This is a genomic window from Staphylococcus pasteuri (assembly GCF_030547725.1).
In the GTDB taxonomy this organism is placed as follows: Bacteria; Bacillota; Bacilli; order Staphylococcales; family Staphylococcaceae; genus Staphylococcus; species Staphylococcus pasteuri.
This window is the reverse complement of record NZ_JAUOQO010000004.1, coordinates 79,315-104,563: the sequence shown is the minus strand read 5'-3', so window position 1 is coordinate 104,563 and position 25,249 is coordinate 79,315. Positions and strand designations below refer to the sequence as shown.

The window sequence follows — 25,249 nt, the reverse complement described above, 5'->3', positions numbered from 1 at the left end:
AGGTAATGTTTGCCTGCTCATCTTTTTCTATTTGGAGGCTAAATATATGAAAAAAATTCTATTAACGGGCGCTTCGGGATATATCGGTAGTCATTTAATGAATAAATTAAAAGAAAACTATGAAATTATAGCTATTTCTAGAAATATAGAGAATAAATCGGATGAACACAATGTTACTTGGAAAGCTGCTGATTTATTTGATTTAAATGAAATAACTGAGGTAATGGAAGATATTGATATCGCAATCTATCTTGTCCATTCTATGATGCCTTCAGCCAAATTGACACAGGCAAGCTTTGAAGACATGGATGCATTGTTAGCTGACAACTTTGCTAAAGCTGCGAGTTATAACAAAGTTCAACATATTGTATTTATGAGCGGTTTGATACCAGATACCAATGAATTATCCCCACATTTGAGAAGTCGTTTAGAATGTGAACGAATTTTAGGATCATATGGTGTACCAGTAAGTACGTTAAGAGCTGGATTAATTATAGGTTCTAAAGGAAGTTCTTATCCTATTTTAAAAAAATTAGTAGAAAGATTACCCGGTCTGTTATTGCCAAAATGGGCTTACAATACAACATTGCCAGTCGCAATAGATGATGTTATTGACGGCTTATATAAAATAGTAGAACGTACGCCAAATGAGAATGAATCAATAGATATTGGTGGTCCTAGTCACATGACTTATAAAGACCTTTTCAACCAAACCGCAGAGGTACTAGATAAACGTTTACCTACTATGGATTTACCTATTATTCCTATTTGGCTAAGTAAATATTGGGTGAAACTTATTTCTGGAGTACCAAAAGAGATGGTCTATCCGTTAATGGATAGCTTAATTCATGATATGGTTCGAGAAAGTGACCATGTAGTGGAAGGTATTTCTATAGGTAAGACGCATTATAAAGAAAGTGTGCGTATTGCTTTAGAAGAAGAAACGCATACACCAAAAAAATCGAAGTCATCACGTAAGACTGATATTAAAGACGTTAGAGCAATATCGAGGGTAGTCTTACCTCAAGATATGAATATGATTCAATTAGCAGAAGTATATGCCAATTTCTTAAATAAAATTACATTAAATGTCGTTAATAGTGATTTTGACGAAGATAACTTTACGATTACTGTCCCATGCTTAAATAAGAAATTATTATTATTAAGAAAAGACTTTAAAGCTTCTGATAATGAGAGAATTTTATATCGAATTGTTGGTGGGGATTTTGCTTTAGATGTAGATGGTGGTAATGCGAGATTAGAGTTTAGAAGGTTGCCTAATAGTGATGAATGTATTATTGCCTTACAAGAATATAGACCAACATTACCATGGTGGGTCTATAAGTATACCCAAGCGAAAGTGCATAAAAGTGTAATGAACATTTTTAAATTGAAGTTAGAAACTGAGAAAAACAAGAAAAATGGAGCTGTGAATATGAAAAAAGTTATTTTACCTGTTGTTATCGTTGGTGCTGTTGCCTTAAATTTATATGGAGTGAAGAAGTATCTAGCTAGAAAAAACAACATATCTAATGCTGAATTGTAGTGGCTAAAGAAGTGGAAATAGACTATAAAACTAAATGAAATAATTAAATCAAACAAAAAATTATAATAATAAGCGCCCCAAAAGTCGGACAAAAATCTAACTTTTGGGGTGCATTATATTATAGCCAAATCTAAATTACTTTTATTTATAAAGTAGGTTTTAAATACGTCTGTACCGCTTGTAGTACATTATGTTTTAAGTTGTCTTGTAATTCATCTCTATAGTTATGATAATGAACATTGAGATTTAGTGAGCGTATTTGAATAGTATCTATGACACCTGTAACTATCCCTTTTTTAGTTTTGACTTCAATGTCAGTTGGGAATCTTACTTCTCGATTTGTAATTGGTAATACCCAAACGAAATCAGTACCTTCAATGCTCATTTGATTGTTTATGACTAGGCATGTGTGTATCTAAAGAGTATTGGATATCGTTCAACAGAAACTCAATAAAAAATTACCTCCACCGTATCGCTAAGAGAGACACAGAGGCGTATCATAAGTGAAGCTAAAAGTTACTAATCTTATAAGAAAACATTAGACTTATTACAAATATTGAGTATCGATAAGTTAAAAGAGACTATGGTATAATATTACCATCAGGAGGCGATAATATGATTACAATTGATTCAAAAGTTAACAAACAAATCGCTAAAAATCTTTCACTTGAAGGCATGGATGTAACTAAGGAACAACAAAAACAAATTCTTGATGTTATTAATAATAAAAAGGAAATTACGAATGAAGTGATTCGTAAAATCGCTTTTAAATAAATGAAATATAAAGCAACTTTTCAGGACGAATATCTTATAAATTCGAACTTGCTAGGTGCCCAAACAATAGATGAATTAGAGCAACTTGAGAAAGTTGCTTTTTATATTGTTGAAGGTTTAATGCAAGAAGAGGGATACGACTTTTTGTTTCCATTATCTGTAAGTTCAATCAAGTTATTACATAAAAAACTATTCGAAAGAATATACAGTTTTGCTGGTGAGATTAGAGATGTAAGCCTTATGAAAGAAAATACGCGGTTTTGTGAACCACAGTATATTAATACAAATTTAAATAAACTCATCGAAGAATTTAAATTAGAAGATGAGTGGTCCGATATAAAGGTTGCAGCAGAGAAACTTGCTTATTATAAAATAGAGTTGAATATGATACATCCTTTTCGTGAAGGTAACGGAAGAACAATAAGGTTAATAGTTAGAGAAATAGCTAAGCTAAAAGGATATGAATGGCGTACTGATTTATTAGATCGAGAAAATTATATAGATGCAATGAAAAAATCAATTTGGAATGAAGAAGCGTTAATTAAAATATTTGAAGATACACTGTTTACATTAAAATAATCTTTATAGGTATATAGTTAGGCATGTAATAGTTTCGTTTCAAATAATACATATGTTTCAAGTTAGTAGTCACGTTGTTGGTTACAAATTAAAGCTTCCATCACAGCAAAATGACAGATGCTCTATTTTATCCACAATTCTTAATGTTACTTTTTTAAACAAAGTGAACACAAATCAGTTACTTATAGTGATTTTTCAATTCATACTTTAGTTTAGAAATTATATCATTTATAAAACTAAACCAGTAAACAATTTTTACTAAAAACACAAATGAGGGATTAAAATGTTTAAATTAGTAGTTACAGATATGGATGGGACGTTTTTGAATTCGGAAGGTAGTTTTAATCGTGAAAAGTTTCAAAACTTATCGCTTCAATTGAAGGATAAGGGGATTCGTTTCGCTTTTTGTACTGGTAAGCAAAATGAGCGTGTGGATGCGATTGTTGGAGATTTAACTAATGATTTATTTATCATCGGGGATAGTGCTTCTCGAATTAAAATCAATGATATGAATATTTACGCCAAGACGTTCAGTAATCAACTGGGCCTTGAATTGATTAAGACCATTAAACATACTGATGACCAACTAGTTATTATTGTTTGTACAGAGGGCATGGCTTATGTAGAAGATACTATTTCTCAGAAAGAACGAGATAAGGTTTTAGGGTCATATGAGAAAGTAACATTTTTAGATGATTTAAATAAGATTGATAAAGATATTTTAAAAATTACTATTTTCGATACACAAGGTCAGTGTTTTGAACATGTTAAAGGTTTAGAAAAATACAATGATGATTTATATATTGTTGCTTCAGAAAAGCAATGGATAGACATCACACATAAAGAGGTTGATAAAGGGAAAACCATTCGCTTTCTTCAAAATCTACTAAATATTAGCAGTGAAGAAACAATTGTATTTGGAGATGGACTAAACGATATTCCTTTATTTGAAAATGCACGATACAAAGTTGCAATGGATAACGCCTATACTGAACTAAAAGATAAAGCTAATTTAATTTCTATTAATAATGATAGAGACGGCGTCATAGAAACATTAAATACATTGCTTGAGAACTACGAGAATTAAAAACTGCTATACAAATCAAGTTAAGGTACATTAGCCCATTACGTATCTTAGCTTGCTTTTTATCCAATAAAGAAAAACTTCAAAAATGCTCTCTCAATATTTAATCACTTTTTAGAACCTATTATTTACACATTTCCATTAACTAAAAAAGCTTAATTTTTTGTTCTTAACAAAAATATGTAAAGTGATGAAACAACAAAAAATAAATATAAAAAATATTGTGAAAACTTATTGTAATATTTGTAATAATTTCGTAATATAAAAGAGCAATAACCAATTTCAATAGGGATGTGGAAAAATTATGAATAAAATGGGTAAAGTGATTCTTTCAGCAGGTATTGTTTTAACAGGTGCAACGGTTAGTGTTGCTGGTGTAGCAACTCCAGTAACACATGCAGCAACTACACCTCATTACACTTACAATGGGAATGCAGGTTACAACGCAAAATTTGTGACTGAAAAGACGTTTATTAATGCATTGAAACATAATAATGTAACAATGAACAATATTAAAGTAGACGCAAAAGCACAAACATTTAAAAGTGGTAGTTCACTAACATATAAAAAGAAATATGATCAACAGTTCGAATACATTAATAAAAAACCAGTTTCTGCTTCATTCTCCGTTACTAATAAATCATTAAAAGTATCTGATGTTAAAAAAGCATATGCTGGATATAAATTAAAAGAAGATAAAACACACAACGGTCTTATCTATAATGTGAATGGACAACAAATTAGCTTTAATTATAATGGCAAATATATCGAAAAAGTCATGATTGGAAAATATAACGCATAATTTAAAAAATAAAAGTAGGTACTATGTGTTTTGCGCACAGTATCTACTTTTTTGTGAACTAAAATTTAATAAACTTCGAGGTGAAACAAAACGATAACCAATGCCTCAAAATAAAAAGATTAATCAACACTTAGTTGTTTAATCTATTTTTTTACGCAAATTCTAAAACTTCATGCTTACAATAATTATATTAGTGATCCTCACAATCTTTTAATATTGATTAAAATTAAATAAATATTAAAGTTTCTATATTTTTGTGTTTATAATATTATTTAAATAGACGTATAATTTAAGTGATTATTTTTAAAGTCAAAATTTAAGGAGCATAGTATGAACGGATCATCATTAATTGGATTAATCATTGTTTTAGGTTTAGTTTTTTTAATTATTAATTTAATTAGAAAGAAATCTCAAAAGACTTATAGCGAAGATAAATTGAAAACGATTGATCATAGTGGATATGGTGACGGAAAATATTTTTATCAATCACCAGGTATGATTTTAGATAATCAATATATCCCTATTTATGGTAAAAAGAATTTATGTCATATTCCATATTACAAAGATAATAGTCAAAAGATGAGAAGTATGTTTGGTATAAAACCATTGCATGGGACACAAGTCAGATCTGATGATCATTCAGTGATTATTGAACGTATTGAGGGGATAACTAATTATGCTTTGTATAGAGTACTGTTAGATGGTAATGAAATAGGCACATTTAAAAAAGATAAAATGTTTAAAGAAGGCGGCTTCAAACGTCTATTTCCGTATAGTTTTGTCAATAAAGACAAGGAAAGATATCATTTTGAAAATCCTGATCGATTCCATTCTACTGTCATTAAAGATGAACATAACAATGTTATTTTATCCGCTGAACGAACAGGGCTAGATTATAAAAAGAGTAAAAAGACGAAAAAGCGTGGGGAACAAAACCAAATTAATGTGAATAACAATGATGGTAAATACCCTGATGAATTATGGTTAGCTTTATATATACAAGCTTGCATTACATATACCACTTTAGATAAGCGCAATACTGTTAAACAAGGATCTTAAAATATAGTTAGTCACAGTAAGACTGATGTTGGCTAAAAAATAAGGTGGGTGTCTTCGTTATCTTCTTTATATTATTTTTCTTAATAATAGGTTTGTTTTGTTTAATTGTTTTTGGCACAAGTCACTTAATTTTAAAAAAGTCAAAGCAATTAGATAGATACTATAAAATGGATAATAAGTTAAATGGTAAGCTACAAAAAGTATTAGTGTTTGTATTTGTGGTACTTATAACCATTGGAGTATCACAAATAGCAATATATTATTTATTTTCTGGTCCATTTTTTTGGTATATATTATTGTCATTTGGCTTAGTTTTTATACTACTTTTACTTCCTTATGCTTTGGTATTTTTACCTTTTTACAAGAGAAAGAAAACTATTGATGAGCCAGTGTTTGTCCTTCAAATCGTCATGTAGTGCATAGTGACGTCCATAACGTTTATGTATGGATTACTACTTGTCATTGATCGTAGTACCAAGATATTCATGGATGAAGGCGGCGTGAATTATGTAAATGGAAGCAGACTATTAAAAGATTTAGGGGGAATATCTTATATACTATTAGCAATGACAGCTACGGTAATACTAATAGTAAAAGTGGTTACGCTAAGACATAAAGAAGAAGGGACTTAGTCAAGTAAATAAAGCGATTTGAGATTGTGTAATGATAAATAAGATCCTCTAGTTAGCGATATGATTTACTGTATCCCCAAAGTTGTACTTAATAACTTAATATTCGATTTCAAAGGTTTATTTCCTGTAATTTTAAGGATATAAGCCTTTTAATTTTGCTTTACATCTTATGTTATTATCAAAATTTATATATTTATGAATAGATTGTTCAAATTGTTGAAGAGATGTATTTAATTAACCAAAGCTATCATTTTTTTCTAAATAAATATAGAAATAGCTGAATATAAAAGTAATAAAGACATAACAATATTAAAGGCAGTTTGATGTTGATTTAGCCATTCATTAAGCATACTACCCGCAAATGCCCAAACTAAAAGACAAGCCCAACCAATCAAGACGCTAATAATCAAATAAATTAGAATCCACATTGAACCAGTAACTGAAGGGATAATAAATGCGCCCATTAAAGTGATAAAAAATAATAGTGATTTCATATTAAGGACTTGAAGTACAAAACCGCTTTTAAAGCTTTGATAGGCTTTAGAAGGTGCTTTACTTTTAGTTGAAGTTAATATTTTAAAGGATAGATAAATCAAGTAAGCAAATCCTAAATATTTAAGAGGTGTTTCAATATAAACAATCCATTTACTAAATAAAAGGATGACAATATAAGAAGCTAACCCTAAAAAGGCAAATCCTGTAAGAATACCTGTTATGAAAGACTTACCACCACGTAAACCATATATTCTTGTAGCATTCATCATAAATAAATTACTTGGACCTGGTGTAATAGAAGTAACAAAGACATAGATTAAAAACGATAACACGCTGTTCGCCTACCTTTCTATGTTATTTTAGTAAGGATATTAATATAAGTGAAATTAATGATAATAATATTGAAATTAATTCTACTAATATATAAGGGTGAATTGACGATGGAATTGCGACAAGTAAAAATAATTAAAACATTAATCGAAACAGGTAGTTATACCAAGACTGCCCGCAGGCTTAATTACACACAATCAAATGTGACTCAGCAAGTACAACTTCTAGAGAAAACCTTGAATCAAAAGCTATTTGATTATCGGCATAAACAACTACGTCCTACACCGTTTCTTAAAGAAATCTTACCGATGATTAATCAAATTTATGATGCAGAACAACAAATCAAACAAATATCATCACATAATAACACCGTTCGAAAAGTCAGAATAGCTGCACCAGAATCATTAATGATTACAGGATTGAGTGAAGTCATTAAAAACATGATTCACGATTATCCCAATATAGATATTAATCTTCAAAATAATAGTTGCAGTATGAATCAAGAGAAGTTACTTGAGGACGAAGTAGATATTGCCTTTGTATTGAATGATGGTGTAAATCATCATAAATTGAATTCTACTTTAATTTGTGAGGAAGACATTGTTATCGTGGCACATCAAGAAGCACCAGATCACTTTGATGAATTGTTACAGCACCGACAATACAATCATTTTGTAATTAATGAAAAAGGGTCTGTATATCGAAATATGTTTGAACAAATCATACAAAGTCAGCAACTAGATATTATAAAAATAACTGAATTATGGAGTATAGGTGTTATCAAATCGTTGTTATTAGATAATATAGGTTTTTCATTTTTACCTTATCGTACTGTAAAAAAAGAGATTGAATCGGGACTACTTAAAGTAATTGAGACACCATTTTCTGTAGAAAAGTTAGGTTCATATATACTCACTAAATCATATCCATGGAACAAAGATATTAATCACCTGATAATTGACGAGGTAACAAATTTTTTCAGCAGTAAATAAAAAAATTCCATTTTCAAAGCAAACAAAATTCTCCATAAAAAGTTACATTCATCATCCCCCAATCAAGCACTAAAGTAAAATAAAAACCCCTTTTGAAAGTAGTCTCATAAAATTATGGACGACCAATCAAAAGGGATTTTCTTTATCATTTTATTGATTAAAAATTGACGCTTATAGTTACGATTAAATCTTCAAGCAATGCCTTAAGAATGATTATCTATTTGATAAAATTCAATGGCATTACCTCTTAAAATACCATCAATAGTATCAGGGTCGATATCACTATTTTTAATATAGTCTACGCCGCGAGTATATTTCTCATCTTGGAAGTAAGGGAAGTCTGACCCCATCATAAATTTATCTTTACCAAATGTTTCAATAGAGCTAATCAATGAAGGTTCATGGAAGTTAGCTGTATCGTACCAAAATTGACGATTTAACACTTCATAAGGATCAATATTAAAGGCATTCCAGTCTTCATAATTATCTTTAATACGAGTCATGAAGAATGGTAATGCGCCACCTAAATGTGAAATATGGAATTTAATATTTGGATATTTCTGTGGAATTTCATTTTTAATCAATTGTAAGGTAATGAATGTAGACTCTAATGGTGCGCCAATAACCCATTCTAATTGATAGTCATTGACTAACGGACTTTGAGCACCGCAACCTGTTGGATGAATATAAATCGTAGCATTTAACTCATTCATTGCTGCAAAGAAAGGTTCAAATTGTTTGTCAGCTACAGAAACCTTATCTTTCACGATAGTTGGAATAGCAATGCCCACAAATTCGTCCTTTTTAAGTAGTGCTTGTGCCTCTTCAATAGCTTGATCGACATAAGGAAGAGAGACGGCACCATATGCTAAGAAACGATCTGGATATTGTTGAACTAACCCTTCATATAAGTCGTTGATTTCTTGAGCACTTTGATGAGCTTCTTCTTTAGTACCCCATTGTGGAGATTGTGGCGTTGCAGAAATAATTTGTAAGTCTACGCCTGCATCGTCCATCATTTTGAAACGTTTGTCTAAATCTTCTTTAGAGGCAGATTGATTAATACCTTTAGCTACCTCAGTACCTTGACTGCCTAATTTACCAAGTTTATCTAAATAATCTTCATTCCATAAATGTGCGTGTGTATCAATCGCTTTTGTTTCAGTCATACTTTCCCCTCCATTAAAAATTGTTATTCATAATCCAATTTTTGCCAATAACTTATTTATTACGAGTTAAGCTTAACACTTCCAGTAAACTTAATACATTTAAGAAGAAAAATTTAGAAGCAGCTTGAGCGCCTTTATGACCATGACCAGCTTTGTAGTGGTTATAAATTGCTGTACCCATAACAATGTTAATCATAATCGTACCAACAGCTACTAATTTCTTACCTAATTTACCGAAAATAGAAGTAAATAAAAGAAGTGATCCAATCATTTCGAAAGCGCCTGCTAATCTCATAGATCTACGTGATAAACCAAAGCCTTGTTCGAATTGTTGAGCCATTTCATCACTGTTTTTTACTTTTGGTAGACTACTTTTAAAAATTTCACTACCTACATATGCGTTAATAACATGTCTTAATAACATTTAAAAATCCCCCAATATAATATTAATTTCCTTGTTTTTTAACAAAAAATGCAATGATAGTACCTATTAAGGCAATCAACGCAACAACATAAAATGTAATATCTAGGCCATGAATAAGGCCTTGAATACCACTCAATGATGATGTTTTACCTAGTCCAGTCATCAATGTGACTAAAATGCCAGTACCTATTGCAGCTGAAACTTGTCTAATCGTATTATTCATCGCAGTACCATGAGCAATATATTGACGTGGTAAAGCATTCAAAGCTTGAGTTGTCATAGGCGTCATAATCATAGCATTACCTAACATGACAATTGAAAATGAAATAATTACATATAAAGGTGTTGTATTTTCACTAAATTGAGCCATGAACAATGCACCAATCATAATGGTTAACATCCCAATGATACTCAATATACGGCCGCCAATTTTATCATATAAATTACCAGTGACAGGTGATAATAATCCCATAATCAACCCGCCAGGCAATAAAATAAGTCCTGATTCTAATGGTGACCATTTCATCATCGTTTGCATATAAATCGGTAAAATGGTTAGATTCCCTATAAATAACATGAACATAAGTACAATTAAGACCATTGCTACTGAAAAGTCATTATATTTAAACACTCTAAATTCCAGTAATGGTGATTCTAGTTTTAATTGTCGGAAAATAAATGCGGTTAGTACTATTATCGCAACAATAATAGTGATATAAACCATAGGATGTGACCAACCTAAGTTTCCAGCTGTACTAAAGCCATATAATAAGCCACCAAAGCCGATCGTCGACATAATAACTGATAGTTTGTCTAAAGTTGGCTTACTTAGTTCTGTTATATTCTCTAATGATAGATATCCGAATATAAAATCAACAATACCTATCAACAAGACAACTAGGAACAGGTAACGCCAATCGAATATATTGACGAACCAACCAGCTGCAGTAGGTCCAATTGCGGGTGCAAAACCTATCACAAGACCAAACATTCCCATTGCCATTCCACGTTTTTCAGGTGGAAACATGATGAAAAGTAAAGTCTGTGTAAGTGGCATCAGCATACCAGCACCTAAAGCTTGGATACTACGTCCTACTAATAACATCGGAAAATTAATTCCCAACATACATATAAATGAACCAATAATTAAAAAACACGTTGCACTAAAAAATAAAGAACGTAATGTAAAACGTTCAATTAAAAAAGCTGTGATAGGAATCATAATCCCATTGACAAGCATAAAAATTGTTGTGAGCCATTGTGCTGTACTACTTGATATCGCAAAATCTTTCATTATTTCTGGAAGTATTGTCGTCATCAATGTTTGATTCAGCACACCAACAAAAGCACCTATCATTACGACAGCTATCACACGGTTCCGTTGCTTCAAATCTATATTAAAACCATATTCATTTCCCAAATTTTGACACCCCGCTTTTAAGTGGAACCTACTATCACTTATTTTATACGGAATGCGTTCCGTTTGTCAATTTAATGATTCGAGGGTATGATATTATGTATCTAATAAAATGAACATATAGAAATGAAAGAGGTAATTTAAATGAATTTTGAAGGTTTAGAACAATATTTAAATATTGATAATACAAAATATAATACGCCTAGTTTAGATGCACTCAATTATTATTTAAAACAATATATGTTAACTGTTCCGTTTGAAAATATAGACGTTCAAAATGGAGTAAAGATTTCTGTAGAAGTAGAAGATATTTATAACAAAGTAGTTAATCATCAACGTGGTGGCTTTTGTTATGAGATGAATAATTTCTTTAAAGCGTATTTAGAACATAAAGGATTTACTGTAAATATGGTTTCTGCAACGATTCATACCCCTGGTGGTGGCAGAAGTTTAAAAGGTTCTCATATGTCTTTAATAGTACCTATTGATGGCGTTGATTATGTTTCAGATGTGGGATTTGGTGATTTGCCATTAAGTGTAATGCCAATTACTCAAGAAGAAAATAGTACAATTATTCATGATATTAACGGAGATTTTCGTGCGATTTACGTCAACGATAACTTATTTTATATACAAAAATGGAAAGATGATGACTGGGATACACAATATGAAGCGGAATTAACACCTCGCCATATTCATGACTTTGATTACAATATTGAATATAACCAAACGAATCCTAATTCTACCTTTGTGAAACGTTTATTAGTCACAATGCCTAAGTCATACGGACGTGCTACAATGTCACAAGATAATTTAACTTTAACTAAACAACAAAAGAAAGAAAAATATGACGTAACATCTGAGAATTATAGACAATTTTTAAAAGAAGAATTTAATTTGGATGTTAAAATTGATAGATTAGAAAGTTAAAAATAACTTTAAAAGAAGGGTTATTATGGAAAGAAATCAGCGAAAAAAACGAAGCGATGCCGAATATAACCAACAGATGATCCTAACAACAATGGAAGACTTACTTGAACAGGGAGAAGATATAAGCACTAAAAAAATGTCAGATCTCGCTAAACTATCAGGTGTTGGCGTTGGTACATTATATCGTCATTTTGAAAGTAAATCATTGTTATGTCAGGCTATTATGGATAAAAAGGTCGATCAAATGTTTATAGAAATAGAAAATCTTTTATCGGAAAATGAACAATGGTCTGTGCGAGATAAAATCTATACAATTTTATCAAAGTATTTAGATTTAAAAGAAGCTAACTTCACAACATTAAATTTCATAGAAAAATCCAGCGAGCACTTTAATTCGATTATTAATATTCCATTTTTTGAGCGACTTAAAAATTTATTAAGTGAACAATTCGAAGAAGACATGTACACAGACGACTTAGATTTCAGACTTAATTTAATGCTTAATTCCTTTTCATCCGACTTCTATTACTTTGTAAAACATAATCAACAACTATCTAAAGATCAATTCTTAACAAAACTATTAGACTTGTTTCAGATATAAGTAGATTTCAGAATAGAAGGATTAACATATACTGAGTAAATCAATATTTAAGTGTGATTTTTAGATGAAATGAAAAAATTACTACTTTAATTATACTTACTTTCTATTAATTGAGCTTTGAATACTAGATGAAGTAATTGAAAGTGTTCTAAAATTAGATATAATTGAAATTTGGATGTAATTTAGAGATAGGATATAATTAATGTGGGTTGAAAATTTTACGTGTTGTATATAAAAGTGTAGTAAAGAAGGTGAAGTTACATGAACTTAATAGGTCATGAAAACAGAAAGAATTTTCTTGAAAAATATGATATTACACCAATTTCACATCAAAAAATACTAGATGGGCAATGTAAAAATGGTGTTGGAGGGAAGCTAACAGATCGTTATTATTGATTTTCATATAAGATTAAGAATACAGATGATGAAGTAGATACATTTAATTGTGGTTATAGTATAGCTGAAGATTTATTAAAACTAACAAAACAAGAAAAATTACCATTGTTTAATCCTTTTAAATTGTTAGATTCAAAAAGTGATAAAAGTGATAAAAGTAAACATGTAGATAAAGGTAAGATAAAAATAAAAAAAGAATATGACGAGTTAGCATTAGAATTATCAAATGCAATTAATTTAATAGTATTTTGTTATGATGGTACTATTAAAGGTGTCTTAGCAAAAATAAAGAAAGATATAGATACTTTTTACTATAAACGACCTTATAACTCTAAAGTAAAGTCTGTGAATACAATTATATATAAACTTTTTAAACAAAAATTAATTGATAAAGTGTATGAGATAGCTAAAAATCAAAAGATTAAGAACTTTGAATTTCCTTTGTGTTCTGTAGTGATTACACAATATGAAGTAGATAATTATTTTGAATAGAAATAGATGTTTTTAAGATATGCGGATAAAATTAGATACCTCAATCTATTTAAAAATTTTTTTCATATATTCATATTTGCAGGTTTAGAAAAAGAAAATCAATCTTAAAACATTATGTTGAACTATTTTTATCAAAATCTTTATTATAAACTTGTTAAAATTTGGCGATGAACAATTAGGTAATGTATTAACTCCCACTGTCTATAAAGATGTTGATAATCAAAGTGAATTAGCACAAGAAGAAATCTTTGGACCTGTCGCAACAATTATTAAGGCTGATACTGATGAAGACGCGATTGCAAAAGCAAATGATGCTGAATACGGTTTAAGCTCAGCTATCTTTACTTCAGACTTAGAACGCGGAGAACAAATCGCATCTAATCTTGAATTTGGTATGGTACACGTTAACGACCAAACTGTTGCAACAGACGAATACGCACCATTCGGCGGTATTAAAAACTCAGGCATTGGTCGCTTCGGTACATCATTTATCATCGATGAATTCACAGAATTAAAATGGGTCATAGTACAACAAACAAAACGTTCATATCCATTCTAAATAGTTCGATTTAAAATGGATGTTTTATATTAAAGCCAAGCCCCGTACTCACTTAATGAAAGTGGTACGGGGCTTGTTTTGTTTATGATGATTAAAAAATTTGAGGTCTTTAAATTTTTCATATTGAAAAAAATTCAATCCACTTGTTTAAATTAGTACTCTAAATAATTAAATGGCACATTATTAATTAGACTTTTTCATAATAAAGTAGACTAACTTCCTTCTAATAATTCAGAGCACTAATTTTTATTTTACAAGAGTGATTATACGTAATATACAAATACTTTAATAACTATAGCTTGTTTTGAGAGGAGTTTTAATAGTAATTTCTTATCATAAAATAGATATGTATTAAATAATAAAAAAGAAATACTAAAAAAGGTAAGTGTTTGATATTATATTAGTTATAAACTATGTCATGCAATATATAATGAGTTTTAAAATAGATGAAAATGTAAGTAAAGATGAAGATAAAAAACTAAGTTGGGAGAATTTAAATATGACAATTTATCATATCAATAAAGAAAAAGACGAACTTGAAGGTTTGACATTAAAAGAACAACATGAAAAGATTTCTACTTTTATTAATAAACAGTTATCTTCTAATAATCTATCAATATTTATAGGATCTGGTTGTTCAACAGGAGCAGTCCCTTTAATGCGAGAGACAATGGAAAAAATATTAGAAAAGGAACAAGTTTTAAAACAAGTTAAATTATTTTTAGATTCAAAAGAAATTAGTGAATTTGATAGGTATGTAAGAAATAAAGATAATGAAATAAAAAATAGAAATAAAATTATAATGCAAATTGAAGGGCAAAATTTTATAACTTTAAATGATTATGTAGAATGGTTAAATAATTATTATGAAGGAGATAAGAAGCTAATTAATGAAGTAATAGATAAGTATTATCGAAACTATACTAATATAGAAGAATTATTAAATTGGCTCCAAAATGGGTTGTACTATAACCCTAGAAATAACGATTTAGAAGATGCATTCAATATATTAAAAAAAGATTTTATTGAGTCTATTCCTAAAACTAATAGTGAAAAATATACAACTGGCACATTTGAAATTTATAAAAACTTCTATCGTCATGTTTTTGACAAAAGGAACACACTTAAATCAAAAGTTTCAATATTCACTACAAATTATGACTTGTTCAATGAATATGCACTTGAGGCAAATAATATTTTCTATAGTACAGGATTCCAAAACACAATTCAAAAAAAGTTTGATATTAATCAATTTAAATATAGGATAGTTGATGATACAAATAAATATAAAGAAAAATGGCAGCCTATATCTAAAGAGGCAAATTTATATAAAATACACGGATCAATTAATTGGAAATCTAATAATATGGGAGAATTAGAACAAAAAGATTATTATAGTGATGATGAAAATAATGAAAGAGTGGTGATTTATCCAACTATGTTAAAACACAAGGAGACATCACAAGCACCATATTCAGAGTTATTTAGAGAATTTTCTAATTGTTTACAAAAGAAAGATACTACACTTATTATTATTGGTTATGGATTTCCAGATGAGCACATCAATAATATCATAGCGCAAAATTTAAAGAATCAAGATTTTAATTTAATAATATTTGGCGATAAATCAGAAGATAATTTAAAAGAATTTTATGAAGAAAATAAAAATTACAATCTACATATTATAGGAGGAGAAATAAAAAATAATCAAAAAGTACATTATTTCCAATATATTGTAGATGAATTTCTAATATACCAAAATATTGATGAATCTGAAGGAGATATTGAACAGAATGCATAATATTGGAAAAGTTACGAGCGTAACATTCGATAAACTGATATTTGAAGTTAGTGATTTTGAAAAATTAAATTATAATTTATTAGGGCAAATATATATTGCTAAAGGTGTTATAGATTATGTAACGATAAAAAATGAGTATAGTGAGAAATTTATATACCAAGTTGTAAAAGTGGAAGATAAAGAAATTCCCTTATCTAGTGAAGAGGAATCAAAATTCAAGTATGTTGGCAATTTCGAATGTGTACCAGTAGGTATGATAAGGAATGGTAAAATTGAATTTAACTTAAAAAAATATCCTTTTTTACAAGATAAAGTATATCTAACAAGTAAAGAAGAGATGGAATTAATGTTTTCATATTATAAAAATGATAATGATATTATATTGGGATTGATTGATGAGCAATACGATGCTTATTTTAATACAAATAAACTTTTAACAAATCACACAGCTATAATAGGTAACACAGGTTCAGGAAAATCAACAACAGTAAGGCAAATAATTTCAAAAATTAATAAACAAAATACTGAGAATTTGCATTTTCACATTTTTGATATCCATGATGAATATCGAGGAATAGATAATGTAACAAAAATTAACGTATTAAAAGATTTTAAGATAAATATTAAAAATTTAGAACTTCAAGATTGGGTTAATTTAATAAAACCCTCTGAACTAGTCCAATTACCTATTTTACAAATGGCATTAAAAATTGCAAATGCGATTGAAAATGAAGAAATAGATATTTTGTGGTTAAAGTGCTATTTAGCATTACAATTATATAGAAATCAACAAACAGATGTTGTTGGAAAGAGAACAAAAATTATAAGTATATTAGAAGGGACGGATATTGATACTAGTAAATACCATTCCCAATATGGCAATTTGAAGGAGGAAGATGAGAAGAAGTTTATTGAAGATTTAGAAAAACATTTATCTAGCAAGAGTAATGATTTAAGTATTATCGAAATATTAGAAAGTGCAAATTATAATATTCCAAGTTTTGAAAAATTATTAGAAGGATTAAACTACGTTTTTTTACTTGAAGAAAGTAAGGGCAATAATCAAGCTAGAGCCTATTCTGCTACACTTGAAACACGTATAAAAAATGTTCAATCAAGATTTTATGAACTTTTTGGATATGAAGACACAATTTTAGATGATAAAACAAATATTTATTCTGTTTCGGAATTAGATGATGATTTGTTGTTGTTTTTTACAACATATATTTTAAAAAAGGAATTTGAGAAAAATAAAATTAAGAAAATAGAAGAACGCTCAGTTAATATATTTATTTTTGAGGAGGCACATAGATATATATCAAAATTAAAAGAAAATAGTCAGTTTAATGAAGTAGAAGTTTTTAAAAAGATAGCTAGAGAAGGTAGAAAATTTGGTTGCTTTTTAATGTTATCAAGTCAAAGACCAAGTGAACTATCCTCAACAGTGTTATCCCAATGTAATAATTTTATAATACATAGAATAAAAAACAATGTAGATTTAGAATATATTATGAATACGATTCCTTATATAAATCGATTTCAACTGAAACGATTTTCAAATTTACCAAATGGAACTGCATTTGTTGTGGGAGAATTATTTCCGATACCTGTAGAGATAAAAATAACTGAAACATATTCAAAAAATATTACATCTACACCGAAAATTATTTATGAGAAGTAAAATAGTAAAATTTAAAATGATAAAGATATTTTTGGTTATATATTAATAATTATTTTATTTAGTATGTTATTTCAAAGGCTTATTTTCTATATTACTTAGGAAACAAGCCTTTTAATTTGGTTTTGATGTTTATTCTATAAAAATTTATATATTTATGAATCGAATATTTTAATTAGTGATATATTCAAATGCTTGTACATAATACAATAACTGCTTTAATAATCCGAGAAGATTTTCTATTTAAGCATTATTTAGAAAGTTTTTCTTAAAATACTGTGAAATACTTCTGATTATTAAGTATATAATTTATTTTAATAATGTCTTACTTGCTCTAAATGACAATTTATATTTAAAGATTCAATAACATTGTTCAAAATATATAGCTTTCAGATTGATATAATATCTTAAGATTTCCAAATGATATAAATCCATATATGACGACAAATATACCTCTTTATCTTCTTGTAATATAAATTCAATAATGTAAGTAATATTTTTTGATATGATCGAACCGAATTAAAATGGTGTTTTAATATATTTTACCTACTTTTTTATTTTCATATGATGATAAAGAAATTATAATTTTGATTGATTAAAAAGAACTCCATAGAGGAGTCATATTTGTACAACTCTACGGAGGGCTCTATCAATAATATTTCTTTTTACATTTGCTATAAGCTATGATGTTGTAATTTTTGAGTTAAATGTTTAAAATTGGCCACAGTTCAAGAACCTTTTCAGCTAATTTTTCAGTTCTATTATCTATCTCTAATCTAGTCCAACTAGTATTATTTGAAATTTCGACATTGTGACTAATTTTACTTTCTTTTAAGAGTAAACGCTTTTCATTAAATTCTTTGTTACCTAGATCTGAATTTTTTTTACCTAAAATTAATGTGAGATTTCCTAATTTATAAGTATATTCTTTTATATCAGTATCAAATAATTTTTCCCAGGTACTGTTATCTTTAGGGTTTTGAGGTAAAATATGTTCTAAATTAACAAATTGAGCATCATTATTAATTGTGATTTCTCTATTATTTTCTTGATCATAAATATTTCTTAATATATAACGAATGATTTTATTCTCAGTATTTTTGATTTCTTTATGTTTTATTGCTGCTAGAGTTTCTTCATTACTAATAATTTTATTATTGAGTTCTTTAATAATGATATCTAATATTGAATTGTTTGAAATGAAAATTTTTTTTGCTAAGTCAGGATAGAAATTTTCAAGAGTGTTTGCTTTTTGTTTAGCAAAAAATATATTTCTAATTTGTATTGTTGAACATAGTTTTAAAACTTTGTTTATCTCGCTTAATGTATAATTTTTATAATTCATAGCAAGTATAATAGGTCTATATTGAATCGCACCAAGTATTTTAAGACCTTCAACTAATTTATTAAATAACTTAAGATCTTTTTCATTATCTTCATTTCTTTTACGTCGATTTGGTTCATGTAGTTCTAAAAAATATTTAGAAACTTTTTTCATGTTATAAAGTAAATTTTCTATATTTTCTCGATCTCTTAATAAACCTTTTTTTTCGAGCGTTTCAAAAGATTTTTGACTACTTGTCTTTCCATTGTATAGAGAAACAAATTGAGTTAAAAATTGATTTTTATTAAGTAAATCAGTGTTAGCTTCTATTTCATCCCAGTATTTGGCAGTAATATCTTCTGAAGTTATTTTAATACATTTATTTTTTAATACATAAAAATCTACTAATTTTTTCCCTGTGTTATTTAGTGTTTCAAACATTTGATTTGCTATATCTTCATTTGGTGTTTCGAGTATAATAACATACATTTTTTCAGTCATAGATTCTACAAGTTGTAATAAATTTTTTACATTTAAGTTGTTTTGTTTATAATAATCATTTATTAAAGATCTCAAATAATCATAGTTCTTTTTTAAACCTTTTTCATGATCAGTTATATTATATTCGTAATTTAAATTATTTTCGATAATGTAATTTTCAAAGAAATCATTAGTTTCTTTTTTACCAAAAATAATTTTTGAATTATTAGCTGAATTAGAACGCCAATCTTCTTTTTTTATAAACTCTTCTTTTAATTGATTAGCTAATTCCTTTTCTCCTAAATCCTCTATTTTGTGTATTATTGCACAAATAAAGATTAATAATGTGACTGTTCTTTGTTGACCATCAAATATATTTTGATGGTCGTCTTCCAAATATATTGTAATAAAATTTAGTATATGTTGTTCCTTTTTTCCTTCATAAATAGCTATTATATCTTCAAATAATCTTTCTACTTGAGAATTACTCCATTCATAGGGACGCTGGGTATAAGGTATAATAAATTTACCATTAGATAATAAAAGATATTCATTCAGTTTTTTATCATCAGCTTTTAGTAAGGATTCCAAAGCTTCCACCTCATTTATAATTTTTATACAACTAAATGTATTTTACAATATTTTTCGAATATTAAAAATGAAAAAAGTTGATTTTTTATTTTATTTAGCGAAATAATTGTAAAAATAATTCATTACATTGAATTTAAATGAATTTAGTTATTGGATGTTGAAGCTAAGATTATTTAAAAATGATATGTAAATTATCTTAGAAATTTAATATATTTTAAAAATAGAAGTTTGAGATTACATCAAATGATGGCAAATGTTCTCCAAATAAAAATAAAGAAAGCAGAACTTTATAATTTTAATGAAATGGAGTATTTCTAGTAAAAATATCAAAAAACTATATAAAAGTATCACAAAATTGATAAAATAGAGATTAATAGATGATAATTCAATAGGTGATATGATGGGAAATTTATTAAAAATAGAAAATATTAAATATTCATTGGATAATTTGGATAGTTCAGTACAAAAGTGGAATTCTTCAGCAGATGGTAGATATTTATTAAGGTATCCAACTGTATACATAATTAATGATAAAAAGCGTGAAAACAATTTTGAAGTTTATGTCGGAGAAACAGCCGACATTAGAAATAGAACGAGACAGCATCTTAATGCTGATACAAAGGTAAAAACTTTTTGGGAAGAATTTTCTGAATCAAATCAATCATCAATGTATGTGATTGGTCATGAGATATTTAATAAATCGTTAACACTCGATATTGAAAATAGATTAATGCAGTATTTATTAAGCGTTGATAATATTACTAGGGTTCATAATAGTAGAACTAATCAACAAAATGAATATTATACGTCTGACATGCTAGACGAAATTTTCTCTGAGATTTGGAAATCTTTAAACAAAGAAAATAAATCTCTATTCCCTATCGAAAGTATTATCAAGGATTCAGCTATATTCAAAGCGTCTCCATTCCATAAATTGACTCAAGAACAAATTAATGCGAAAGAAGAAATCTTAACTAAAATTAAAGAATCTATACTTTTAGACGAAGATGGACAATTGATCATTGTTGAAGGAGAAGCGGGATCTGGAAAAACTGTTTTAATGAGTACATTACTATATGAATTAGGAAAATATCATTTGGATTTAGATGAAAATCTAGATATTCACCTTCTTGTAAATCAAAATGAACATGTTTCTATATATAGACAAATAGCATCTAAATTAGGTATATCTAACAAAAACAATAAAATAGTTGGTAAGCCAACGAGTTTTATTAATAAGCATTCACCAGATGAAAAGGTAGATGTTGTTATTGTAGACGAGGCACATTTACTTTTAACTCAAGGTAAACAAAGTTATCAAGGTAAAAATCATCTAGATGATTTATTAGCAAGAGCTAAAGTTGTAGTAATCGTTTTTGACTTGAAACAAGTATTAACGACTGAACAAATTTGGGAAGCAGACAAACTAAACGAATATTTTGATGTTACAAAAAGTAAAAATAATCTTGTAACTTTAAAAAATCAAATGCGTATTAATAGTGATGATTCCACAGTTAAATGGATTAGAAATTTAGTAGATAATCAAACAATTAACACTATACCTAAAGATAAAAAAGGGTATGAAATTAAAATTTTTGATACGCCAGTTGATTTGGAAAATGCTATTAGAAATAAAGCACAACACATAGATAGTGGTATTTCAAGAATGCTTGCTACATTCGACTGGAAGTATAAGGACAAGCCTCCTGAAGATGAGGATTTTTGGCGCGTTAAAATTGGAAACTGGTCTATGCCATGGAATTATCAATTAAAAACTAAAAGAAACCAATCTAAATTACCATGGGTTGAACGAGAACAAACAATTGATGAAATAGGATCTACATATACTATTCAAGGATTAGATTTAAACTATGCCGGGGTTGTGATAGGACCTTCTGTTAAATATCGAGATGGTAAAATCATCTTTGATGAAAGCAGTAGTGCTAATAAAAAGGCAACTCGAAAAAGAACTTTAGAAGATGGGTCAAAACAGTACTTCTCAGATATGCTTTTAAAAAATGAATTAAATGTCTTATTAACTCGTGGTGTTAACGGATTATATATTTATGCAGTAGATGATCAATTTAGGGAAGCACTTAAAAAAGCCGCAAAGGGTGAAAATAATGGATGAAACTAAAGAAATATTAAAAGAAATCAACCAATTTAGAGATGCTCGTAATTGGAGACAATTCCATAATGAGAAAGATTTATCATTATCTATTAGCTTAGAGGCTGCTGAATTACTCGAATTATTCCAGTGGAAGTCACCTGAAGAAGTAGTAGAAAATAAGCAAGAAAGATTAGCCGAAGAATTAGCTGACGTCTTAATTTATAGTTATATGTTAGCGGATAACTTAGATTTTGATATTAATGATATTATTCGCAAGAAACTAGTGAAAAATGCTGAAAAGTACCCATTAGAAAAAAGTAAAGATAACAATTCTAAATATAATGAATTATAAAATTTAAATTTATTTATAAACAGAATTAACAACATTAAGGAGAACAGATGAAAAAATTCACACCAGATAAGATAAGTGAGCGGTTTTCAAATTTATTGTTATTAGCAGTTAATATTTGTATCGCTATCATAGCTATAACTTTAGTTATTTTTTTATTTAACGAATGTTTTGGTTTCTTTAACAATCTATTTTTACAAGATAAAGATTTGAAATATAGTCAAGTTATCGAAGATTTATTAGTGTCATTTATGTATATTGAGTTTATCTTGTTAATTATTCAATATTTTAAACACAATTATCATTTTTCATTACAATACTTTATTTATATCGGTATCACTGCAATTGTGAGGATCATTATTGTAGAACATAGTAATGCTACTGAGACTATTTTATTAGTCTTAAGTATATTTATTTTGACCATTTCATTGTATTGTTTAAGAAAATTTACCATCGATTAGATTAAAATACAGAGTTTACTTTAGAGGGAAGTTTGTGTGAAAGCACAGCTCCCTCTTTTTTATTTAGAAATTATAAGATACTGAAATTTGATGAACTCCTAGATTTCAATGATTATTATTATCTTCTTTTGTCACTAGGTACTAAGCAATAAAGCGTAAGTAGTATTGTAAATAATATGCCGAAATATTTTTCCATACTGTAAGGCATATCAGTTAAAGCACTAATAGTAAGAACAGTTATTAAATCTACAAGCATAAGTGTGAGATAAATACGTTTTCTTGTTTTTCGTTTCACAATATCCTTCCTTTTGAAAAATGGTGAAGAACTCACTAAACTCAAACAAAATGGTTGGTTTTGCAATGATGCATAGCCAACCATTTTTTATATCTTATTAAGATTTTCAAAGCTTCTCAACCACGATTTTTGAACTCACTCAATCTAATCAACCACTATTTTTTATATTTATATACCAATGATTTTGGTAGGTGACAGTAGTCATCTGGATAGCGTTCTAGTCTGTTTTGATGCATGTCGGCACTTTTTACATAATTAGTCAGTGGTAAGACTTCCGTCGCTATAAGATGATGGTCTTCGATGGCGTCAATAAACGCTTGTGCCTCTTTTAAATGTTTTGGATCTTCACTATATAAGCCTGTTCTATATTTCAAACCAATATCTTGTCCTTGTTGATGAAGACTATATGGATCAATAATTTCAAAAAGGTATCCCATTAAGTCAGTCACTGATACTTGTTCAGGATCGAATTCTGTCTTAACAGCTTCTACATAACCATCATACTCGCCGTCTAAAGTATCGGTAATTCCATTCGCTCTACCACTTGTCGTATCGATAACACCAGGAAGTGTTCTAATATAAGCTTCCACACCATATAAACAACCACCAGCTAAATAAACTGTTTCCATCTTATTCGCTCCTTTTAATTGAAAATAATTCTCAATTAAACTGTAACGAATAATCGTCAATAATTCAAATGAATACATTAGTACAATATAGCAAAAAATCTTGAAAAAGATTTTGCTTCGACATAAGTTAATTACTCACAAACTACTTTTCTAAAAACTCTCGTATTTCTTTACGGGAGTTTTTAAATTTTTATTTAGGATTGAAAATGATCTATAAACAAATACATTGAATCGTGAAACATCATTGCCATACACTGATACTGAATTAAGGCTTAAAAATAGGGAAAGTAATTACTAAAAAATGGAGGATTTCAAATGAATAAAACAATTAGATTAATTGCACCTGACTGGCAAGCGGGTGGGAGAGACGCTTATTATTTTGGTGCGCAATTATTGAGTTGGCTTCTTCCTAACGACAATCATCAAGATGAGTTTAAAGTGAATGTAGCTGAACCTAATGAAGCGGAATTGCAATTAGAAAATGGTGTTTATGGTCAATCTCAAATTAAAAATCAAATCATTCAAGCACAAGATATAAAACGTGAACAACCTGATAAAATCATTACGCTAGGTGGAAATTGTATTGTTTCTCAAGCGCCATTCGACTATTTACATCAAAAATATGGTCAGGATTTAGGCGTTGTTTGGATTGATACACATCCTGACATCTCATACCCTAAAGATTTTACTAATGAACATGCGATGATTGTTGCTAACCTTTTAGGTGAAGGGGACAAACACATTTCTGAATTAATGAATGCACCATTTAAAACATCTCAATTTTTATATGTAGGATTACAAGAATTGTTAGACTTTGAAAAAGACAATCTAAAACAATTGGATTTTGAATATAAAGTTCAAGGTAGTGATAGTTTTAATTATGAAGAAATTCAACAATGGATAGATGATAATAACTTTAAGAAAATTGCAGTGCACTTTGATATAGATGTGCTGAATCCTAAAGAATTTCGTGCTACTTATTTTGCTGAACCAAATGTTGATGAATTCCCAGCTGCTGCAGGACAAATGTCTTTAGCTAGATTGAATGAAATATTGAATGGTATTTCAGAAAATAATGAAATAGTTGGACTCACTGTCGCAGAATATATGCCATGGGATGAAATGAATTTGCGCAATACGCTTAAAGATTTAGATATATTGAAATAGAGTTATTCAAATCGTTGGCATTTTAACATGTCAGCGATTTTATTTATGCTAAAGTTGAGTTGTATTAATTAAGATCATTAATT

The 25,249-nt window shown here is 28.5% G+C and carries 26 protein-coding genes and 1 pseudogene; 20 read left to right on the top strand and 7 right to left on the bottom strand.

Going from position 1 to position 25,249, the window contains the following annotated elements:
* Positions 1 to 46: 46 nt before the first annotated feature.
* Complete coding sequence (locus Q4528_RS05525; RefSeq protein ID WP_046467295.1) at positions 47 to 1,546, top strand: NAD-dependent epimerase/dehydratase family protein; 1,500 nt, start codon at positions 47 to 49, stop codon at positions 1,544 to 1,546.
* 145 nt (positions 1,547 to 1,691) lie between these two features.
* Here the strand turns inward: Q4528_RS05525 and Q4528_RS05520 are convergent.
* A pseudogene (locus Q4528_RS05520) lies at positions 1,692 to 1,961 on the bottom strand (type II toxin-antitoxin system PemK/MazF family toxin); the annotation flags it as partial.
* Positions 1,962 to 2,161: 200 nt separating this feature from the next.
* On the opposite strand from Q4528_RS05520, the gene Q4528_RS05515 reads away from it, so the two are divergent.
* The 7 genes from Q4528_RS05515 (at position 2,162) to Q4528_RS05485 (ending at position 6,476) form a co-directional block, all read left to right on the top strand.
* Positions 2,162 to 2,320 (top strand): hypothetical protein, encoded by a 159-nt coding sequence (locus Q4528_RS05515; RefSeq protein ID WP_017638051.1) that lies wholly within the window; start codon positions 2,162 to 2,164, stop codon positions 2,318 to 2,320.
* The gene (locus tag Q4528_RS05510) at positions 2,321 to 2,899 is read left to right on the top strand and encodes a Fic/DOC family protein (RefSeq protein ID WP_052728891.1); all 579 of its coding nucleotides are present in this window, start codon (positions 2,321 to 2,323) and stop codon (positions 2,897 to 2,899) included.
* Between the two features lie 283 nt (positions 2,900 to 3,182).
* On the top strand, positions 3,183 to 3,986 hold the full coding sequence (locus Q4528_RS05505) for a Cof-type HAD-IIB family hydrolase (RefSeq protein ID WP_046467294.1): 804 nt from the start codon (positions 3,183 to 3,185) through the stop codon (positions 3,984 to 3,986).
* 301 nt (positions 3,987 to 4,287) lie between these two features.
* Entirely contained in the window at positions 4,288 to 4,785 is a 498-nt protein-coding gene (gene isaB, locus Q4528_RS05500) for an immunodominant staphylococcal antigen IsaB family protein (protein ID WP_052728890.1), read from the top strand.
* Positions 4,786 to 5,115: 330 nt separating this feature from the next.
* Positions 5,116 to 5,844 carry a hypothetical protein gene (locus Q4528_RS05495; RefSeq protein ID WP_029056656.1) on the top strand — a complete coding sequence of 243 codons (729 nt, stop codon included), beginning with the start codon at positions 5,116 to 5,118 and terminating at the stop codon, positions 5,842 to 5,844.
* Positions 5,845 to 6,011: 167 nt separating this feature from the next.
* Positions 6,012 to 6,260, top strand: a complete 249-nt coding sequence (locus Q4528_RS05490; protein ID WP_029056657.1) for a hypothetical protein — start codon at positions 6,012 to 6,014, stop codon at positions 6,258 to 6,260.
* 6 nt (positions 6,261 to 6,266) lie between these two features.
* The gene (locus Q4528_RS05485) at positions 6,267 to 6,476 is read left to right on the top strand and encodes a hypothetical protein (RefSeq protein WP_141768797.1); all 210 of its coding nucleotides are present in this window, start codon (positions 6,267 to 6,269) and stop codon (positions 6,474 to 6,476) included.
* Between the two features lie 257 nt (positions 6,477 to 6,733).
* Here the strand turns inward: Q4528_RS05485 and Q4528_RS05480 are convergent, their stop codons facing one another.
* Positions 6,734 to 7,303, bottom strand: coding sequence for a LysE family translocator (locus Q4528_RS05480; RefSeq protein ID WP_029056659.1), 570 nt, complete (start codon positions 7,301 to 7,303; stop codon positions 6,734 to 6,736).
* Between the two features lie 108 nt (positions 7,304 to 7,411).
* On the opposite strand from Q4528_RS05480, the gene Q4528_RS05475 reads away from it, so the two are divergent.
* The gene (locus Q4528_RS05475; RefSeq protein ID WP_046467293.1) at positions 7,412 to 8,293 is read left to right on the top strand and encodes a LysR family transcriptional regulator; all 882 of its coding nucleotides are present in this window, start codon (positions 7,412 to 7,414) and stop codon (positions 8,291 to 8,293) included.
* Positions 8,294 to 8,496: 203 nt separating this feature from the next.
* Here Q4528_RS05475 and Q4528_RS05470 read toward each other — a convergent pair whose 3' ends face one another.
* Genes Q4528_RS05470 through Q4528_RS05460 form a run of 3 tightly spaced genes read right to left on the bottom strand, consistent with a single transcriptional unit; the run spans position 8,497 to position 11,306 of the window.
* Positions 8,497 to 9,462 (bottom strand): amidohydrolase family protein, encoded by a 966-nt coding sequence (locus tag Q4528_RS05470; RefSeq protein ID WP_029056661.1) that lies wholly within the window; start codon positions 9,460 to 9,462, stop codon positions 8,497 to 8,499.
* Positions 9,463 to 9,514: 52 nt separating this feature from the next.
* On the bottom strand, positions 9,515 to 9,886 hold the full coding sequence (locus tag Q4528_RS05465) for a DoxX family protein (protein ID WP_029056662.1): 372 nt from the start codon (positions 9,884 to 9,886) through the stop codon (positions 9,515 to 9,517).
* Positions 9,887 to 9,908: 22 nt separating this feature from the next.
* The gene (locus tag Q4528_RS05460; protein ID WP_046467291.1) at positions 9,909 to 11,306 is read right to left on the bottom strand and encodes an MDR family MFS transporter; all 1,398 of its coding nucleotides are present in this window, start codon (positions 11,304 to 11,306) and stop codon (positions 9,909 to 9,911) included.
* Positions 11,307 to 11,447: 141 nt separating this feature from the next.
* Here Q4528_RS05460 and Q4528_RS05455 point away from each other — a divergent pair, with 141 nt between their 5' ends.
* The 7 genes from Q4528_RS05455 to Q4528_RS05425 all read left to right on the top strand — a co-directional run bounded on the left by Q4528_RS05455 (position 11,448) and on the right by Q4528_RS05425 (position 17,763).
* Positions 11,448 to 12,233, top strand: a complete 786-nt coding sequence (locus tag Q4528_RS05455) for an arylamine N-acetyltransferase (RefSeq protein ID WP_029056664.1) — start codon at positions 11,448 to 11,450, stop codon at positions 12,231 to 12,233.
* 25 nt (positions 12,234 to 12,258) lie between these two features.
* Positions 12,259 to 12,834, top strand: coding sequence for a TetR/AcrR family transcriptional regulator (locus Q4528_RS05450; RefSeq protein ID WP_017638061.1), 576 nt, complete (start codon positions 12,259 to 12,261; stop codon positions 12,832 to 12,834).
* A 261-nt stretch (positions 12,835 to 13,095) separates the two neighbouring features.
* Entirely contained in the window at positions 13,096 to 13,230 is a 135-nt protein-coding gene (locus Q4528_RS05445) for a hypothetical protein (protein WP_256219690.1), read from the top strand.
* A gap of 105 nt (positions 13,231 to 13,335) precedes the next feature.
* Positions 13,336 to 13,722: a UCP028583 family protein gene (locus Q4528_RS05440; RefSeq protein ID WP_303520796.1), complete on the top strand. Its 387-nt coding sequence runs from the start codon at positions 13,336 to 13,338 to the stop codon at positions 13,720 to 13,722.
* A 151-nt stretch (positions 13,723 to 13,873) separates the two neighbouring features.
* Positions 13,874 to 14,281: an aldehyde dehydrogenase family protein gene (locus tag Q4528_RS05435; RefSeq protein WP_046467290.1), complete on the top strand. Its 408-nt coding sequence runs from the start codon at positions 13,874 to 13,876 to the stop codon at positions 14,279 to 14,281.
* Positions 14,282 to 14,666: 385 nt separating this feature from the next.
* The gene (locus Q4528_RS05430) at positions 14,667 to 16,082 is read left to right on the top strand and encodes an SIR2 family protein (RefSeq protein ID WP_232515337.1); all 1,416 of its coding nucleotides are present in this window, start codon (positions 14,667 to 14,669) and stop codon (positions 16,080 to 16,082) included.
* Positions 16,075 to 17,763: an ATP-binding protein gene (locus tag Q4528_RS05425; RefSeq protein WP_046467288.1), complete on the top strand. Its 1,689-nt coding sequence runs from the start codon at positions 16,075 to 16,077 to the stop codon at positions 17,761 to 17,763. The genes Q4528_RS05430 and Q4528_RS05425 overlap by 8 nt, the downstream gene beginning before the upstream one ends.
* Before the next feature lie 700 nt (positions 17,764 to 18,463).
* On the opposite strand, the gene Q4528_RS05420 is transcribed toward Q4528_RS05425, so the two are convergent.
* A complete protein-coding gene (locus tag Q4528_RS05420) occupies positions 18,464 to 20,155 on the bottom strand; it encodes a DUF262 domain-containing protein (RefSeq protein ID WP_046467287.1) in 1,692 nt (563 codons plus the stop codon).
* Positions 20,156 to 20,555: 400 nt separating this feature from the next.
* Here Q4528_RS05420 and Q4528_RS05415 point away from each other — a divergent pair, with 400 nt between their 5' ends.
* From Q4528_RS05415 to Q4528_RS05405, 3 genes are read left to right on the top strand one after another with little or no spacing between them, the layout of a single operon-like run.
* Positions 20,556 to 22,286 carry a DUF2075 domain-containing protein gene (locus Q4528_RS05415; RefSeq protein WP_303520792.1) on the top strand — a complete coding sequence of 577 codons (1,731 nt, stop codon included), beginning with the start codon at positions 20,556 to 20,558 and terminating at the stop codon, positions 22,284 to 22,286.
* On the top strand, positions 22,279 to 22,617 hold the full coding sequence (locus Q4528_RS05410) for a nucleotide pyrophosphohydrolase (RefSeq protein WP_046467285.1): 339 nt from the start codon (positions 22,279 to 22,281) through the stop codon (positions 22,615 to 22,617). Before Q4528_RS05415 ends, Q4528_RS05410 begins: the two co-directional genes overlap by 8 nt.
* A gap of 47 nt (positions 22,618 to 22,664) precedes the next feature.
* Positions 22,665 to 23,075: a phosphate-starvation-inducible protein PsiE gene (locus tag Q4528_RS05405; RefSeq protein ID WP_046467284.1), complete on the top strand. Its 411-nt coding sequence runs from the start codon at positions 22,665 to 22,667 to the stop codon at positions 23,073 to 23,075.
* A gap of 450 nt (positions 23,076 to 23,525) precedes the next feature.
* Here the strand turns inward: Q4528_RS05405 and Q4528_RS05400 are convergent, their stop codons facing one another.
* Positions 23,526 to 23,999: a peptide-methionine (S)-S-oxide reductase gene (locus tag Q4528_RS05400; protein WP_017637820.1), complete on the bottom strand. Its 474-nt coding sequence runs from the start codon at positions 23,997 to 23,999 to the stop codon at positions 23,526 to 23,528.
* Between the two features lie 315 nt (positions 24,000 to 24,314).
* Here Q4528_RS05400 and Q4528_RS05395 point away from each other — a divergent pair, with 315 nt between their 5' ends.
* Positions 24,315 to 25,166: an arginase family protein gene (locus tag Q4528_RS05395; RefSeq protein ID WP_177244140.1), complete on the top strand. Its 852-nt coding sequence runs from the start codon at positions 24,315 to 24,317 to the stop codon at positions 25,164 to 25,166.
* Positions 25,167 to 25,249: the final 83 nt, after the last annotated feature.

What these genes read in the sequence shown, in the direction of transcription:
- Q4528_RS05525 (WP_046467295.1), top strand. Translation starts at nt 47, where the DNA reads ATGAAAAAAATTCTATTAACGGGCGCTTCGGGATATATCGGTAGTCAT.
- Q4528_RS05515 (WP_017638051.1), top strand. Translation starts at nt 2,162, where the DNA reads ATGATTACAATTGATTCAAAAGTTAACAAACAAATCGCTAAAAATCTT.
- Q4528_RS05510 (WP_052728891.1), top strand. Translation starts at nt 2,321, where the DNA reads ATGAAATATAAAGCAACTTTTCAGGACGAATATCTTATAAATTCGAAC.
- Q4528_RS05505 (WP_046467294.1), top strand. Translation starts at nt 3,183, where the DNA reads ATGTTTAAATTAGTAGTTACAGATATGGATGGGACGTTTTTGAATTCG.
- isaB (WP_052728890.1), top strand. Translation starts at nt 4,288, where the DNA reads ATGAATAAAATGGGTAAAGTGATTCTTTCAGCAGGTATTGTTTTAACA.
- Q4528_RS05495 (WP_029056656.1), top strand. Translation starts at nt 5,116, where the DNA reads ATGAACGGATCATCATTAATTGGATTAATCATTGTTTTAGGTTTAGTT.
- Q4528_RS05490 (WP_029056657.1), top strand. Translation starts at nt 6,012, where the DNA reads ATGGATAATAAGTTAAATGGTAAGCTACAAAAAGTATTAGTGTTTGTA.
- Q4528_RS05475 (WP_046467293.1), top strand. Translation starts at nt 7,412, where the DNA reads ATGGAATTGCGACAAGTAAAAATAATTAAAACATTAATCGAAACAGGT.
- Q4528_RS05470 (WP_029056661.1), bottom strand. Translation starts at nt 9,462, where the DNA reads ATGACTGAAACAAAAGCGATTGATACACACGCACATTTATGGAATGAA.
- Q4528_RS05465 (WP_029056662.1), bottom strand. Translation starts at nt 9,886, where the DNA reads ATGTTATTAAGACATGTTATTAACGCATATGTAGGTAGTGAAATTTTT.
- Q4528_RS05455 (WP_029056664.1), top strand. Translation starts at nt 11,448, where the DNA reads ATGAATTTTGAAGGTTTAGAACAATATTTAAATATTGATAATACAAAA.
- Q4528_RS05450 (WP_017638061.1), top strand. Translation starts at nt 12,259, where the DNA reads ATGGAAAGAAATCAGCGAAAAAAACGAAGCGATGCCGAATATAACCAA.
- Q4528_RS05445 (WP_256219690.1), top strand. Translation starts at nt 13,096, where the DNA reads ATGAACTTAATAGGTCATGAAAACAGAAAGAATTTTCTTGAAAAATAT.
- Q4528_RS05425 (WP_046467288.1), top strand. Translation starts at nt 16,075, where the DNA reads ATGCATAATATTGGAAAAGTTACGAGCGTAACATTCGATAAACTGATA.
- Q4528_RS05415 (WP_303520792.1), top strand. Translation starts at nt 20,556, where the DNA reads ATGGGAAATTTATTAAAAATAGAAAATATTAAATATTCATTGGATAAT.
- Q4528_RS05410 (WP_046467285.1), top strand. Translation starts at nt 22,279, where the DNA reads ATGGATGAAACTAAAGAAATATTAAAAGAAATCAACCAATTTAGAGAT.
- Q4528_RS05405 (WP_046467284.1), top strand. Translation starts at nt 22,665, where the DNA reads ATGAAAAAATTCACACCAGATAAGATAAGTGAGCGGTTTTCAAATTTA.
- Q4528_RS05400 (WP_017637820.1), bottom strand. Translation starts at nt 23,999, where the DNA reads ATGGAAACAGTTTATTTAGCTGGTGGTTGTTTATATGGTGTGGAAGCT.
- Q4528_RS05395 (WP_177244140.1), top strand. Translation starts at nt 24,315, where the DNA reads ATGAATAAAACAATTAGATTAATTGCACCTGACTGGCAAGCGGGTGGG.